This is a genomic window from Thiobacillus thioparus DSM 505, assembly GCF_000373385.1.
GTDB lineage: Bacteria > Pseudomonadota > Gammaproteobacteria > Burkholderiales > Thiobacillaceae > Thiobacillus > Thiobacillus thioparus.
This window is the reverse complement of record NZ_KB891326.1, coordinates 254,401-268,648: the sequence shown is the minus strand read 5'-3', so window position 1 is coordinate 268,648 and position 14,248 is coordinate 254,401. Positions and strand designations below refer to the sequence as shown.

The 14,248-nt window shown below is 60.8% G+C and carries 14 protein-coding genes; 3 read left to right on the top strand and 11 right to left on the bottom strand.

Going from position 1 to position 14,248, the window contains the following annotated elements; genetic code table 11:
• Window positions 1-221: 221 nt before the first annotated feature.
• The 4 genes from B058_RS0109100 to B058_RS0109085 form a co-directional block, all read right to left on the bottom strand.
• Window positions 222-1,748, bottom strand: a complete 1,527-nt coding sequence (locus tag B058_RS0109100) for a SpoVR family protein (RefSeq protein WP_026240789.1) — start codon at window positions 1,746-1,748, stop codon at window positions 222-224.
• Window positions 1,749-1,761: 13 nt separating this feature from the next.
• Window positions 1,762-3,021 carry a YeaH/YhbH family protein gene (locus tag B058_RS0109095; protein ID WP_018508167.1) on the bottom strand — a complete coding sequence of 420 codons (1,260 nt, stop codon included), beginning with the start codon at window positions 3,019-3,021 and terminating at the stop codon, window positions 1,762-1,764.
• Between the two features lie 10 nt (window positions 3,022-3,031).
• The gene (locus B058_RS0109090; protein WP_018508166.1) at window positions 3,032-4,951 is read right to left on the bottom strand and encodes a PrkA family serine protein kinase; all 1,920 of its coding nucleotides are present in this window, start codon (window positions 4,949-4,951) and stop codon (window positions 3,032-3,034) included.
• A gap of 435 nt (window positions 4,952-5,386) precedes the next feature.
• Window positions 5,387-5,614 carry a hypothetical protein gene (locus tag B058_RS0109085; RefSeq protein ID WP_018508165.1) on the bottom strand — a complete coding sequence of 76 codons (228 nt, stop codon included), beginning with the start codon at window positions 5,612-5,614 and terminating at the stop codon, window positions 5,387-5,389.
• A gap of 202 nt (window positions 5,615-5,816) precedes the next feature.
• On the opposite strand from B058_RS0109085, the gene B058_RS0109080 reads away from it, so the two are divergent.
• Window positions 5,817-6,701, top strand: a complete 885-nt coding sequence (locus B058_RS0109080) for an ADP-polyphosphate phosphotransferase (RefSeq protein ID WP_018508164.1) — start codon at window positions 5,817-5,819, stop codon at window positions 6,699-6,701.
• Between the two features lie 23 nt (window positions 6,702-6,724).
• On the opposite strand, the gene B058_RS0109075 is transcribed toward B058_RS0109080, so the two are convergent.
• Window positions 6,725-6,943, bottom strand: a complete 219-nt coding sequence (locus B058_RS0109075; RefSeq protein ID WP_211208671.1) for a hypothetical protein — start codon at window positions 6,941-6,943, stop codon at window positions 6,725-6,727.
• A 12-nt stretch (window positions 6,944-6,955) separates the two neighbouring features.
• Between B058_RS0109075 and B058_RS17855 the strand changes: the two genes are divergently transcribed.
• Complete coding sequence (locus tag B058_RS17855) at window positions 6,956-7,162, top strand: hypothetical protein (RefSeq protein WP_157265719.1); 207 nt, start codon at window positions 6,956-6,958, stop codon at window positions 7,160-7,162.
• Between the two features lie 164 nt (window positions 7,163-7,326).
• On the opposite strand, the gene B058_RS0109070 is transcribed toward B058_RS17855, so the two are convergent.
• A complete protein-coding gene (locus tag B058_RS0109070; protein ID WP_026240787.1) occupies window positions 7,327-8,358 on the bottom strand; it encodes a L,D-transpeptidase family protein in 1,032 nt (343 codons plus the stop codon).
• Between the two features lie 86 nt (window positions 8,359-8,444).
• Between B058_RS0109070 and B058_RS0109065 the strand changes: the two genes are divergently transcribed.
• Complete coding sequence (locus tag B058_RS0109065; RefSeq protein ID WP_169335088.1) at window positions 8,445-8,978, top strand: L,D-transpeptidase family protein; 534 nt, start codon at window positions 8,445-8,447, stop codon at window positions 8,976-8,978.
• A gap of 111 nt (window positions 8,979-9,089) precedes the next feature.
• On the opposite strand, the gene B058_RS0109060 is transcribed toward B058_RS0109065, so the two are convergent.
• From B058_RS0109060 to B058_RS0109040, 5 genes are all read right to left on the bottom strand, one after another.
• On the bottom strand, window positions 9,090-9,449 hold the full coding sequence (locus B058_RS0109060; RefSeq protein WP_018508160.1) for an Lpp/OprI family alanine-zipper lipoprotein: 360 nt from the start codon (window positions 9,447-9,449) through the stop codon (window positions 9,090-9,092).
• A 183-nt stretch (window positions 9,450-9,632) separates the two neighbouring features.
• Window positions 9,633-11,156 carry a DHA2 family efflux MFS transporter permease subunit gene (locus B058_RS0109055; RefSeq protein WP_018508159.1) on the bottom strand — a complete coding sequence of 508 codons (1,524 nt, stop codon included), beginning with the start codon at window positions 11,154-11,156 and terminating at the stop codon, window positions 9,633-9,635.
• A 10-nt stretch (window positions 11,157-11,166) separates the two neighbouring features.
• Window positions 11,167-12,309, bottom strand: a complete 1,143-nt coding sequence (locus tag B058_RS16755; RefSeq protein ID WP_018508158.1) for an HlyD/EmrA/EmrK family protein — start codon at window positions 12,307-12,309, stop codon at window positions 11,167-11,169.
• A complete protein-coding gene (locus B058_RS0109045) occupies window positions 12,306-13,730 on the bottom strand; it encodes an efflux transporter outer membrane subunit (RefSeq protein ID WP_018508157.1) in 1,425 nt (474 codons plus the stop codon). The genes B058_RS16755 and B058_RS0109045 overlap by 4 nt, the downstream gene beginning before the upstream one ends.
• Window positions 13,727-14,236, bottom strand: coding sequence for a MarR family winged helix-turn-helix transcriptional regulator (locus B058_RS0109040; RefSeq protein WP_018508156.1), 510 nt, complete (start codon window positions 14,234-14,236; stop codon window positions 13,727-13,729). The genes B058_RS0109045 and B058_RS0109040 overlap by 4 nt, the downstream gene beginning before the upstream one ends.
• Between the last annotated feature and the right edge of the window lie 12 nt (window positions 14,237-14,248).

Sequence of the window (14,248 nt, the reverse complement as noted above, 5' to 3'; positions counted from 1 at the left end):
GCTTGAATTTACTGGAAGTCTTGTAAATAAGCGGACGGTATCAGCGCGGCAGCTACACCAGGGTGTCGCCCGGATTCGTCCAGCAGACGTAAAAACAACATTCCCGATATTGCCAAACGCGGAAACCTGTAGGTTACGCACGCGAGAACTCGATACCGATTCGAAGCCCGCGTCGTGCTGGCCCGGTCTCGACAGTTGAGTATGCCGGCAAGATGGGCGAGTCAGACCTCGCTGACGGCCGTCATGTGCGATACCCCGTCCTGGTCCACGCTGTCGATGCGCACGGTGTAGCCCCACAGGCGGGCGACGTGGCGCAACATCTCCGGTGTCGACTCGCCCAATGGACGGCGGTCGTGCATATAGTGACGCAGGCTGAGCGAGCGGTTTCCGAAAACGTCGACCTCGTAGACCTGGATGTTGGGCTCGCGATTGCCCAGATTGTATTGCTCGGCGAGCTGCTGACGGACGGCGCGGTAGCCGGCGTCGTCGTGGATCGCGGTGACTTCCAGCTTCTCCTCGGTGTCGTCGTCGACCATGGTAAACAGCTTGAAGTCGCGGATCAGTTTGGGCGAGAGATATTGCGCGATAAAGCTCTCGTCCTTGAAGTTGCGCATGGCGAAGTCCAGCGACTTCACCCAGTCGCTGCCGGCAAGCTCGGGGAACCAGCGGTGGTCCTCCTCGGTGGGGTGTTCGCAGATGCGACGCAGGTCGGTGAACATGGCGAAGCCCAGCGCGTACGGGTTGATGCCATTGTAATGGCGGCTGTTGTAGGGCGGCTGGTAGACCACGTTGGTGTGCGACTGCAGGAACTCCATCATGAAGCCATCGGTGAGTTTGCCTTCCTCGTACAGGTGGTTCAGCAGGGTGTAGTGCCAGAAGGTGGCCCAGCCCTCATTCATCACCTGGGTCTGGCGCTGCGGGTAGAAATACTGCGCGATCTTCCTGACGATGCGGACGATCTCGCGCTGCCAGGGCTCCAATCGCGGCGCATTCTTCTCGATGAAATACAGCAGGTTCTCCTGCGGTTCGCTGGGAAAGCGGGCCGCAAGTTTTTCCTGCCCTGCCGCCTGCCTGGTCGGCAGGGTGCGCCACAGGTCATTGACCTGGGATTGCAGATAGGCCTCGCGTTCGGTCTGGCGCAGCTGCTCCTTGGCCATCGAGAGCCGGGTCGGGCGCTTGTAGCGGTCGACGCCGAGGTTCATCAGGGCGTGACAGGAATCGAGCAGTTCCTCGACGGCTTCTTCGCCGTGCCGCTGTTCGCAGTCGGCGATATAGTTGCGGGCGAACACCAGATAGTCGAGGATGCCTTCGGCATCGGTCCAGGTGCGGAACAGGTAGTTGCCCTTGAAGAAGGAGTTGTGGCCATAGGCGGCATGGGCGATCACCAGCGCCTGCATGGTCATCGTGTTCTCTTCCATCAGATAGGCAATGCAGGGGCTGGAATTGATGACGATCTCGTAGGCCAGCCCCATCTGCCCGCGCTTGTAGCCTTTCTGGGTGGCGAGGAACTGCTTGCCGTAGGACCAGTGGTGATAGCCTACCGGCATGCCGACCGAGGAATAGGCATCGATCATCTGCTCGGAGGTGATGATCTCGATCTGGCTAGGATAGGTGTCGAGGCCATAGTGCGCGGCCACCCGCGCGATTTCGCGGTCGTAGCGGTCGAGCAACTCGAAGCCCCATTCGGAGCCTTCGGACAGGGGCTGGCGTGAAGCGACGGGCGGGATCGGCGCGATGTCTGATTCCATTTCGGGTTCCATCTCAGGCCACCTTCTTCCTGAACAGTTCTCGGAATACCGGATAGATATCTTCCAGCGTGAGAATGCGCTGCATGGCGAAGCGCGGGCTCGCCGCCTTCACCCGCTCGTATTCGTGCCACAGGCTTTGCGGCTCCTCGGCCTCGATCTCCACATAGGCGAAGTACTGCGTCAGCGGCAGGATGCTTTGCAGCAGCAGCTCGCGACAGCGCGGCGAGTCATCCTGCCAGTTGTCGCCATCCGAAGCCTGGGCGGCATAGATGTTCCAGTTGGCACTCGGGTAGCGTTCGCGGATGATGTCGTGCATCAGTTCGAGGGCACTCGATACCACGGTGCCGCCGCTTTCGCGTGAACTGAAGAAGTCCTCCTCGTCGACTTCCTTGGCCACGGTGTGGTGGCGAATGAACACCACGTCGATGCGCTCGTAGCTCTTGGTCAGGAAGAGATAGAGCAGCATGAAGAAGCGCTTGGCGATATTCTTGCGGTCCTCGTCCATCGAGCCCGACACGTCCATCAGGCAGAACATTACCGCCTGGCTGCTGGGTGTCGGCTGGTCGACCCGGTTGGCGTAGCGCAGATCCCAGGTGTCGATGAAGGGGACGGCGGCAAGCCGGGCCTTGAAGGACGCGATCTCCTCGCGCAGTTCGTCGGCTTCCGTGCTCGCACCCAGCCCGTTTGCCTCCAGCTCGGCAAGCTTTTCCTCGGCCTCCCTCAGCGCGTCGCGCGGACCGGCTGCCATGGCGAGCCGGCGCCCGATGGCCTGCTTCATCGAGCGCACCACGTGCAGGTTGGACGGGTTGCCCTGGCTGACGAAGCCGGCACGGGCCTTCTTCACTTCAGGGACGGCGGCGAGCTGTTTCTTTACCAGGTCCGGCAGCGCCAGATCCTGGAAGAAGTAGTCCATGAATTCTTCCTTGGACAGCTCGAACACAAAGTCGTCCATGCTCTCGTCAGCCGGACCGCCGCCGCTTCCGGCTCCGCCGCCGCCCTCAGGACGATCCACCCGATCGCCGGTGACGAAGTCGCGGTTGCCCGGCAGCACGATGTTGCGGCGGCCGCCGGGGCCATGGTGGAAGATGGGCTCGGACAGATCCTTGGAGGGAATGGAGATCTTCTCGCCGCGCTCCAGATCCGTCACCTTGCGGCCGGACACGACATCCGACGCCGCCTTGCGGATCTGCGCCTTGAAGCGGCGCAGGAAACGCTGCCGGTTGACGGCGCTGCGGTTCTTGCCGGAGAGACGACGGTCTACAAGCCGGTTCATGACTTACCTCTCAGGACGCCTTTCGCGCGCGCAGATACCACTCGGCCAGCAGGCGCACCTGCTTGTCAGTGTAACCCTTGTCGACCATGCGCTGGACGAAGTCCTGGTGCTTCTTCTGTTCGTCGCTGGACGCCTTGGCGTTGAACGAGATCACCGGCAGCAGGTCCTCGGTGCTGGAGAACATGCGCTTCTCGATCACCACGCGCAGCTTCTCGTAGCTGGTCCAGGCCGGATTCTTGCCGTGGTTCTGGGCGCGTGCGCGCAGCACGAAGTTGACCACCTCGTGGCGGAAGTCCTTCGGGTTGGCGATGCCGGCAGGCTTTTCGATCTTCTCCAGTTCGGTATTGAGCTGGGCGCGGTCGAGAACCTCGCCGGTGTCGGGGTCGCGGAATTCCTGATCCTGGATCCACATGTCAGCGTAGGTCACGTAGCGGTCGAAGATGTTCTGGCCATATTCCGAGTAGGACTCCAGGTAGGCGGTCTGCAACTCCTTCTCGATGTACTCGGCGTAGTGTGGCGACAGGTATTCTTTCAGGTAGGCGATATAGCGCTGCTCCACCTCGGGCGGAAGCTGTTCCTGCTCGATCTGCTGTTCCAGCACGTAGAGCAGATGCACCGGGTTGGCGGCGATTTCGCTGTGGTCGAAGTTGAACACGCGCGACAGGATCTTGAAGGCGAAACGGGTCGAGATGCCGGTCATGCCTTCGTCGACGCCGGCGAAGTCGCGATATTCCTGGTAGCTCTTGGCCTTGGGGTCGGTGTCCTTGAGGTTCTCGCCGTCATAGACGCGCATCTTGGAATAGATGCTGGAATTTTCCGGCTCTTTCAAACGGGTCAGGACCGAGAACTGCGCCAGCATTTCCAGCGTGCCGGGCGCGCAGGGCGATTCCGACAGCGAACTGTGCTGCAGGAGTTTCTCGTAGATCTTCACCTCCTCGGACACGCGGAGGCAGTAGGGCACCTTGACGATGTAGATGCGGTCGAGGAAGGCCTCGTTGTTCTTGTTGTTGCGGAAGGTGGTCCACTCCGACTCGTTACTGTGCGCCAGCACCACGCCGTCGAAGGGAATTGCGCCGAAGCCCTCGGTGCCCTTGTAGTTGCCTTCCTGTGTGGCGGTCAGGAGCGGATGCAGCACCTTGATCGGCGCCTTGAACATCTCGACGAACTCCATCAGGCCCTGGTTGGACAGGGACAGTCCGCCCGAATAGCTGTAGGCGTCGGGGTCGTCCTGCGAATATTTTTCCAGCTTGCGGATATCCACCTTGCCAACCAGTGAGGAGATGTCCTGGTTATTCTCGTCGCCCGGCTCGGTCTTGGATATGCCGACCTGGCCCAGCACCGAAGGCCAGCGCTTGACCACGCGAAACTTGGTGATGTCGCCGTTGTACTCATGCAGCCGCTTCACCGCCCAGGGCGACAGTACCTTGCCGAGATAGCGGAGTGCAATGCCATATTCCTGCAACAGAATGTCACCATCCTCGTCGGCCGAGAACAGTGACAGCGGCGAGTCGTTCACCGGCGAGCCCTTGATGGCGTAGAACGGCGCCTTCTCCATCAGGTGCTTGAGCTTCTCCGCCAGCGAGGATTTTCCGCCGCCCACCGGGCCCAGCAGATAGAGGATCTGCTTTTTCTCTTCCAGGCCTTGTGCCGCATGCCGGAAATAGGACACGATCTGCTCGATCGTGTCTTCCATGCCGTAAAAATCCTTGAAGGCCGGATAGATCTTGATGACCTTGTTGGAGAACAGGCGGGACAATCGGGGATCCTTCCGGGTATCCACCAGTTCCGGCTCGCCGATCGCCGCCAGCATGCGTTCGGCGGAGCTCGCGTAAGCCATCCGGTCCTGCTTGCAGATATCCAGGAATTCCTCGAGGGTGAATTCCTCTTCTTCTCTGCGGTAGCGTTCGATGTACTGGTTGAACAAGCTCATGGAGTCCTCCTGTTCGGTGAATCGATGTTAGGCCTGATCCTGCTGTCGCAATGATCGTGCCATGTTCTTTTTAGCGGCCAAAAGTTCGACCGGGTTGAGCACAAATAGTGCGACGGAAGAAATGCATGCCGATCAAAACCAGTGCATCTCCCGGAAGCTGCACAGGCATGGGGCATATTTCTGTCACTCGCACCGGCATGGGGCGGAATCGAGCAGAAAATTGACCTCCCATCCATACTACGGAGAGTAGACCAGGGTTGATTCGATTCCAGTAGAGATCGGTTGAGCGGGGAGGGCCGGATGATTTACAACGTAGATGGACGGCAAGATACCCCGTCTCCGCATGCCTGCCGATAATTCGGTTTCATGGGTCTGAGTGCTTCGCCGCGGGCAGCGGCAATATTGACGCTGCCAGGATTTCGAACGATAAGCGGGTTATTTGGACTTGGGTTTTTTCCTGATTTCCTGCATCCGTTCCCGCCATTCGTTCAAGGCCTCATCCTCTATCTCCAGTTGTATCGCCACGACTTCCAGCGCGCTCAGTTTTTTGTCTTCCAGCCTGCGCGTCAGTTTCTCGCGCATTCTGGACAGCAGTCGCTCGGTTTCTTCCTTGGACAGGTGTCTGGCTTTTTCAAGATAGGCTTCGGAAGGTGTCTTTCTCATCGCAATTTATCCTTTTTGTGTATTGGAAACCGCTGGTTTTAATGCTACTCGTTTATACAAGTCGCTCGCTACCTTGGCAGGGATAATAAGGACAGGGTCAACGGCCGGCCCAAACCCAGCGGTTCACATCGCCCGCCCGCGGCCGCAGCGGACAGGCAACGACCGGAAACGAATCGCCTCAATGACGACCGAAAGGACGGGGATGAAAATCAAATCCAGGGATTTCCAGGTACAGGAAGGGGACAAGGTCAACCTCAAGAAGTGGCCGACACGCGTGAAACCGCTCTACAAATCCAAGGAGCAGTACCAAAAGCTCCTTGAGGACCAAGTGTCTGAACTGAGCGCGCTGCAACAGCTGCACTATGCGTCCAACCGCTATGCGGTCCTGCTGATTTTTCAGGCCATGGATGCCGCCGGCAAGGATGGCGCCATCAAGCACGTGATGTCCGGAATCAATCCCCAAGGCTGCCAGGTATTCAGCTTCAAGCATCCGAGCGCGACCGAGCTCGAGCATGATTTTCTATGGCGAACCACGCAGTCCTTGCCGGAACGCGGTCGCATCGGCATCTTCAACCGCTCCTATTACGAGGAAGTGCTGATCGTGCGTGTCCATCCGGAGATTCTCCGCAGCCAGGGGATTCCGGACGGGCTACTCAATGAAAAAACGATCTGGAAGGAACGCTATCGTTCCATCGTCGACCTGGAAAACCATCTCCACCGAAACGGCACGCGGATCATCAAGTTTTTTCTGCACCTCTCGAAGGAAGAACAGCGGAAACGCTTCATCGATCGCATCGACGAGCCCGATAAAAACTGGAAGTTCAGCCAGGCGGATCTCGTCGAGCGCGGGTTCTGGAACGATTACATGAAGGCCTATGAGGCGTGCCTGAGTTCAACGAGCACCCAGCGCGCGCCCTGGTACGTGGTACCTGCCGACGACAAGGAAAATGCCCGGTTGATCATTGCCCGGATCGTTGTCGATACCTTCAGATCGCTCCGGATGCAGTACCCCAAGACCGACGCCAAGCATCGGCAGGAATTGCTGTCGATCCGTCAGCAACTGGTGAACGAAGCCCGGGATAACTGAGGCCTCGCCAGATTGATGGCATCTCAGATCCGGACGAAATAGGGGAGCGCGGTCAATGCGACCCCGATGGCGACCAACAGGAAGGTGTTGGAAACGAAATACGGAAAGACCATGAGCGCAAGCCCGCAAAATAACGGAACGATCGCCTGCTGCTTCTTGCCGTACAAGAAGAAGCCCAGCCCGATCGAGCCGAAAAGCAATCCCCATAAAATTGTCGACATGCTCATTGTGGTCTCGCGCACGGCGGGTGCAACATGTTGAATAAATCCGTCAAATCAGTTTGTTACGGGGCATTCTTGATTGCGCCCTCACGATTTCCGGCGTGCGGCCTTCTCGCGCAGGTTTCCTTGCCACTGGCATCCGGGTTGCGTGCAGCGAAATCGCCGCTGCCTGACGAAGAGGCTCAGGATCCGGTCGATGAGGCGACGGCGGATCCGGATCAATCCGTGCTGTCCGCATAGCGGGCACAAATAGGAATCGAGTTCGATAACACAGGATGCCTTCGGATATTGCCGGAAAGAAGAAAGAGAGCGTTCGGTCACGTCGTCTGGATACGAAACATCTACAGCCTGGCTGGTTGATGGCATTGACCCGAACGCATCCCCCCAGTTCCGGAAATCAAGGGTCAGCGCGGAGCATCCGGTGGCGCCGCGTCGTTGGCCTCGATGCCGTAGGGCTCGAAGCTGTAGTGTTCCGGCTTGATCGACGCAATGAGGCGGTCGAGGCTGGGTGCGCCAATGTTGACGGGAACAGGTACGACCTGTCTGGCATCGACGACCTGCCGCACACGGTCCCAATCGATGGTCGGCCAGTCCCGGCTTCTGGACTGCGAGATGGCATCGATCGCGCGCATGAGGAGGCTGTCCTGGTCGCCGGGATATTCCCCCACCGGTGCGGATACGCTGAGATAGAGTTGATGCTTGCGGTATCCCGCCAGCACCGGTTGGTTGATGATCCTCACTGGCGTGCCCTTGGGCACCTTGGGAAACAGATAGGCCGCATTCTCGGGATACAGATGGACGCAGCCATGGCTGACTTCCATCCCTACGCCCCACGGCCGGTTGGTGCCGTGAATGAAGATTTGCGAAAACCCGGTTTCCAGGGCGAGCATGCCCATGGGATTGTTGGGTCCAGGGGGAAAGTAATCGGGAAAATTGGCTTCGCCCTGTCGATGATGCTCGGCCTGGATGTCCTTGGGAACGATCCAGGCGGGATCCTTGTATTTGGCGATGATCCGGGTACTGCCCAGCGGCGTTGGCCAGCCAGGACGGGCGATTCCAATGGGAAAGGTGACCACCGTTGCCGCTTCATTGGCTTTGTGGCGCGGGAAATAATAAAGCCGGCGCTGGGGAATGTTCACGACGATACCGACCCATGGCCGCGGCGGCAGGATGAATTCGGACGGAACGACGACCGGGGTTCCCTCGCCAGGCAGCCAGACCGACATTCCCGGATTGGCGCGGGTGATTTCGTCATAGCCGAGGTCATAATGCCGGGCGATGTCCAGCAAGGTGTTACGGGCGTCAGCCGTCACCACCTGCAGCCGGCCGACGAGGTTGCTGCCATCGGTTGGCAACGGAAACGTCGCGCTCCAAGCTGGGGTGACCCACCACGCCAGCAGCAGGACAAGCACTTGCAGGCCGGGAACTGAACGCAAGATAGCGGTCGGAGAAGGGGAGTGCATGATGCATTTCATGGGTTGATCATGGAGGTCCTGAATTGCGATTCAGTTTGAATGCGTTGTTGGCTGCCGTCATCCTGGGGATATCCACGATCTCCCGGGCAGCCGGAGGGGTGGACTGGGTGCTGGTGGATACCCAGGCGCTGACCCTGACGGTGTTTTCCGCTGAAAACCGTGTCCTGGCCCGTTTCCACAACATCGCGATCGGTAGCGGCGGCGTCGCCGAAATCCATCGCCGGGGCGACGAAACCACGCCGCGCGGCATATTCCACGTCACCTGGATCGATCGCCACAGCCGCTTCAACACCTTCTACGGCCTCGATTACCCGTCTGCTCCTGTCGCCCGCCATGCGTATGACGCCGGCACTCTCAGTCAGGCGCAATTCGATGCCATCATGCAGGCCTTGCGACATCACCGCACGCCACCCCAGGATACGCCGCTCGGCGGCCAGATTGGAATCCATGGACTCGGTGGCGGCAACCCCGACGTCCAACAGGCGGTCAACTGGACCAACGGCTGCGTGGCGCTCACCAACCGCGACATCCGGCGGCTTGCCCAATGGATGCATGTGGGTACGCGCGTGATCATTCGCTGAAATTCCCGCTGCCGCTCCAACGTATCGGTATCGGCCACTCAAACCAGTCCGACTTGATTGATGCCGGCGGATAGACGGTCCCAGGCCGTCTGTCCGTCGGACCAGCAAAAATTACTTCTGCATTGTTTTCTTGAACATGCGGTCGATTTTCTCGGCCAGCTTGTCGACTTCCTGCATGGCCTTGTCGGCTTCGGCCTTCGCCGCATTGGCAGTGGAGTTGGCCTGGTCGGCAGTCGACTTGGCCCCGTCGGCGGTCGCGTTGGCCTGGTCAGCCTTTTGCGAAGCCTGGGCGGCGGCAGTCTTGGCGGCATTGGCGTTGGCATTGGCCTCATCGGCTTTTTTCGATGCCTGGTCTGCCGTGGCCTGAGCCTTGTTCAGTGCGTCGGTCGTGGCGCAGCCGCCCAGCAAGGCTGCGCAAACCAAAGAAATACCGAGGAGGGAAAACATTTTGTACGAGCGTGCTTGGTTCATTTTTTTGCTCCAGAATTATTAAAGGTCTTGGAAAGCGCCGCACAAGCCAGAACGCGGCGTGACAATCAGTCGGACACTGCCGGAGCGGTGCGGCTGATGTGCTCATCTTAGAGAATGGGCAGCATGTAGAAATAAAAATCGGATTTTGGTTCCGTAATCGCCCAGCCAGAGCCGGATTCCCGCTCAATGAGCACCGCTGGCGACCGGTGCGCTCCCCCGTTTGGGCGGACGGGCCAGCCAGACCATCAACATCAGGGCAACGAAGAAGCAGCCTGACAGCCAGAAGATATCATTGGTTGCCAGCAGTACCGCCTGCTGATTGATGATCCGCTCCAGCATGGCCGGGTCCGTGGCCGGATTGCCCAGGCTGCCGAGGGCGTCGGCAGCCGACGGGTCGAAAGCCGAGACATGCGAGGTCAGGATGCTGTGATGGAACTCGGCGCGGCGGTCCCAAAGAGTGATGCTGAGTGAGGTACCGAAACTGCCGGCCAGGATGCGGGAAAAGTTCGACAGGCCGGTGGCGCTAGGCATCATGTGGGGCGGAATATCCGCCAGCGTAAGGGCGGTCAGCGGCACGAAGAAGCTCGCGACGCCGAAGCCCATCAGCAGGCGCGGAATCACGATGTGCTGGAAAGTGACGTCGGAGTTGAAATTGCTGTTCCAGAACGACACCGCGGCGAACACCATGAAACTGAAGGTGGCCCAGATGCGCAGGTCGACCTTGTGCATGTACTTGCCTACGAACGCGGACAGGAACACCGGCAGGATGCCGATGGGCGCGGCGGCCATGCCCGCCCAGGTGGCGGTGTAGCCCATGTTGGTCTGCAGCCATAGCGGCAGGATCACGACGTTGCCGAAGAACACCAGGTAGCCGACGCTCAGGATGACCGTGCCGACCAGGAAGTTGCGTTGGCCGAACAGATGGAAGTCCACCACCGGGTGGCGGTCGGTCAGCTCCCAGACTACCAGCACGCTCAGTGCCACCACGGAGACGACCGCCAGGGCGGCGATGGTGCCGGACTCGAACCAGTCCAGCTCGTTGCCCTTGTCCAGCAGGATCTGCAGCGCGCCCACGCCCAGCACCAGCAGCACCAAGCCCACCTTGTCGATGGGCACGACCTGGGTTGCGCTGGAGCGCTTGCCGAGAATCGTCCAGGTCAGGAAGGCCGACAGCAGGCCGACCGGCAGGTTGATGTAGAAGATCCACGGCCAGTTGATGTTGTCAGTAATCCAGCCGCCGAGGATCGGCCCCAGGATGGGCGCGACGATGACCGTCATCGACCAGAGCGCCAGCGCGAGTCCCTTCTTTTCCGGCGGGTAATTGTTCAGCAGCAGGCTCTGCGAGAGCGGGATCATCGGCCCCGCCACGGCGCCCTGCAGGACGCGCGCGGCGATCAGGACCGGCAGGCTGGAGGCCAGGCCGCACAGCCAGGAGGCGAGGGTGAACAGCAGGGTGGACAGCACGAACAGTCGGACGTCGCCGAAACGACGCGACAGCCAGCCGGTCAGCGGCAGGGCGATGGCGTTGCTGACGGCGAAGGAAGTAATGACCCAGGTGCCCTGGTTCGGGCTCACGGCCAGGTCGCCTGAAATCGCCGGCAGCGAGACGTTGGCGATCGACGTGTCCAGTACCTGCATGAAGGTGCCCAGGCTCAGGCCCAGAGTCAGCAGGACCAGAGTGGGACCGTGCAACGGAGGATGGGCCATGGCGCCCGGCTCAGCCCGTATGGACCAGGTTGGCCCGCAGGATGGAGCGGATCAGTGCATCCGCACCGGTCGCGTCTTCCACCGGCGTGACGTAACGGGTTGCGGGATGCGAGTCTGCCTTGCCGGCTGCAGCGGTTTCCACTTCAACTTTCATCGACAAGCCGACCCGTAAAGGATGTTCGGCCAATTCCTTGGTGTCGAGGGCGATGCGCACCGGCAGGCGCTGGACGATCTTGATCCAGTTGCCGCTGGCGTTCTGTGCCGGCAACAGGGAGAACACGCTGCCCGTACCGGGCGACAGGCCCGCGACGGTGCCGTGGAAGATCGTGCCGCTGCCGTAGAGATCGGAAACCAGTTGCACCGGCTGACCGATGTGCATGCCCTTGAGCTGGTCTTCCTTGAAATTGGCCTCCACCCACAGCTGGGTCATTGGCACGATGGCCATGAGCGCCATGCCGGGTGCAACCTGTTGGCCGACCTGGACCGAGCGCTTGGCCACCTGTCCATCGGAAGGCGCCCGGATCTCGCAGCGATTCAGGGCCAGCCAGGCTTCGCGCAGCCGGGCTTCAGCCTGTTTGACGGCCGGATGAGTCGCCACCGAGGTGCCACCCACTTCGGCTTTCGAAGCTGCCAACTGGGCGCGCGCCAGATCGAGCTCGGATCGGGCCAGGTCACGCGCGGCGCGGGCATGCTCGGCTTCCTCGCGCGAGATCGCATCGACGGCGACCGCCCGCTCGCGCCGCACCAGATCGGCCTCGGCCTGTTCCAGGATGCGTTGCTTCACGGCCAGATTGGCGGTCTGCTGGGCGTGGGCCTCGAAGGTCTGGCTGATCCGGCGCACGATTTCCCCCAGATCGGCCTCGGCCTTGGCGAGGGACAGCCTGGCATCGGTATCGTCCAGCTTCACCACGACCTGGCCCTGCTTGACGAAGTCGGTGTCGTCGGCCAGTACCGCCACCACCGAACCGGCGACACGCGGCGTGGCTCGCACCAGGTTGCCGGCCACGTAGGCGTCGTCGGTACTTTCGTGTCCGCGGCTGTGCAGGAACCAGCGTACGCCCCAAATCGTCCCGGCAATGAGAAAAATCAGGGCCAGGATCGTCAGCAGGCGTTTGCGTTTGGCCGGATTGGCTTCCGGAGGATCAATGGTCATGGGGCAGGGTCCTTGTGGAGGGCGTCGCCGCCCAATGCCTTGAACAGCGCCACACGGGCGCGCAGGCGGGCGGCCTGGACCTCGATCTCATTCATGCGCTGGGCGAGGACGGCACTGTTCGCTTCGAGTGCGTCGAGCGGGCTGGCCAACCCGATCTGCCGGCGCTGTTCCGCCAGGGAACGGGTCTGTTCGGTTTCATGCAGCGCCAGTCGCTGCGCCTGACTGCGGTGCTCCAGGCTCGCAATCAGGGCATACGCATCGGCGGCCTGGCGGGCAGCTTCCAGGATGGTGCGGTTATAGACCGCCACGGATGCGGCGTAATCCGCTTCGCGCATGCCGAGTTTCGCGCTCAGGGTCTGGCGGTTGAAGATCGGCAGATGCAGGGCCGGACCGATCGATGCGGACAGGCTGTTGGCCTGGAACAGCTTGCTGAGATCGAGGGTTTCCAGGCCGATCATCATGCGCAGATCCAGATTGGGGTAGAAATCCGCCTTGGCTGCCGCACTCCGGTCGGAAGCGGCTTCAACCTGGCTGCGCAACGCCGCCACATCGGGTCGGCGGGCCAGCCAGTCCAACGGCAGACGGGCTGGCAGGGCTGGGAGCCGGGCGTCGAGTTCAGGCATCGGCAGACTGGCAGCGTGGTCCGGGTCGCTGCCGATCAGGGCGCTCATGCGATAGCGCAGCGCGCGCGCCAGATAGTCCAGACTGCGGGTCCAGTCCTCGTCCAGATCCAACTTTTTGCGCGCATCGATCAGGGGCTGGGCAGAATCCAGACCCAGGTCGAAACGTGCCTTGAGCAGCGCATGTTCCTTGCGGTGGCTCTGGGTCAATGCGCGCGCGGCTGCCAGGCGCGCCTCGACATCGGCCCAGGTAAAATACGTATCGGCGACCGCTGCCGCCAGGGTCTGGCGGACGGCATCAGCTTCGTCGCGTGCTGCCTGCCGCTCGTTGCCCGCAGCTTGGATCAACGCCCGGTTCTTGCCCCACCAGTCGAGCGTGTACGAAAGGTTTTCGGTGATATCGGTCTGAGTAAAGGTACTACCGCCGATGGGCGGCGGAAACAGCCCATTCTTGCTCAGATGTTCGCGGGCAATGGAGGCATCGGTTTCATAGTGCACCTGGGCGTCGAGGCGGGCCAGGCGTTCGGCTTGATCGGCCGTGCGCAGGCGCGCCTGCGCGGCGGCCAGATCGGGGGCATCCTGCAAGGCTGTTTCGATCAATCGGTCCAGGTTGGTCAACCCGAAGGACGTCCACCAGTGTTCTTGGAGAAGCGGAATATCAGTGTCCGCGGACGTGTTAGACAAAGCCGACAGCGTGGTCGCCGTCTCGGGCGCCTTCAGCGCCGGCCGGGCCGGCAAGTCGTGCGGCAGTTCGGCACAGCCGATGAACACCAGGAACACGCTGGGCAGCAGTCGCTTCACGAGGCCACCCTGAAGCGCCGCAAACCTTCCAGCATCTTCCTCAGCAAGCGGTCGAACTCGGCGATCTCGGCCGGGCTGAAATCGATCCATTGCTGCTCGATCCGTTGCCAGATGACTGGCAACACGACTAGGATCAGTTTCCGTCCTGACGGCGTCAGCGACAGTTCCACCCGTCGGCGGTCTTGCGTGCACGGTTTGCGGCTGACCCAGCCCGAACCGACCAGGTCATCCGCCAAACGGGTCACATTGGTGCGGGATGCAATCAGCGCGTCGCTCAAATGGCTGGGATTCAGCCGGTTGTCCTCGCTGCTCAAAATCATGGCGAGCGCCAGGAAGGTGGAACTGTTGAGCCCAAACTCTAAAAGATGTTGGTTATAAACATCGTCCAATTCCTTGAAAACATAAAAGAACAGACGGTTCAACACAACCCGGTCCTGGGGCATGCCAGGCAGTTGCCCGGATATGCGGCCGATACCATTCTCGAAATAGGTGAAATCCAGGTTCACGTCTTTGCCATG

Coding starts and splice junctions, on each gene's coding strand:
- B058_RS16755 (WP_018508158.1), bottom strand. CDS start 12,309: ATGACCATTGATCCTCCGGAAGCCAATCCGGCCAAACGCAAACGCCTG.
- B058_RS0109090 (WP_018508166.1), bottom strand. CDS start 4,951: ATGAGCTTGTTCAACCAGTACATCGAACGCTACCGCAGAGAAGAAGAG.
- B058_RS17855 (WP_157265719.1), top strand. CDS start 6,956: ATGTTGAATAAATCCGTCAAATCAGTTTGTTACGGGGCATTCTTGATT.
- B058_RS0109095 (WP_018508167.1), bottom strand. CDS start 3,021: ATGAACCGGCTTGTAGACCGTCGTCTCTCCGGCAAGAACCGCAGCGCC.
- B058_RS0109080 (WP_018508164.1), top strand. CDS start 5,817: ATGAAAATCAAATCCAGGGATTTCCAGGTACAGGAAGGGGACAAGGTC.
- B058_RS0109055 (WP_018508159.1), bottom strand. CDS start 11,156: ATGGCCCATCCTCCGTTGCACGGTCCCACTCTGGTCCTGCTGACTCTG.
- B058_RS0109085 (WP_018508165.1), bottom strand. CDS start 5,614: ATGAGAAAGACACCTTCCGAAGCCTATCTTGAAAAAGCCAGACACCTG.
- B058_RS0109060 (WP_018508160.1), bottom strand. CDS start 9,449: ATGAACCAAGCACGCTCGTACAAAATGTTTTCCCTCCTCGGTATTTCT.
- B058_RS0109100 (WP_026240789.1), bottom strand. CDS start 1,748: ATGGAATCAGACATCGCGCCGATCCCGCCCGTCGCTTCACGCCAGCCC.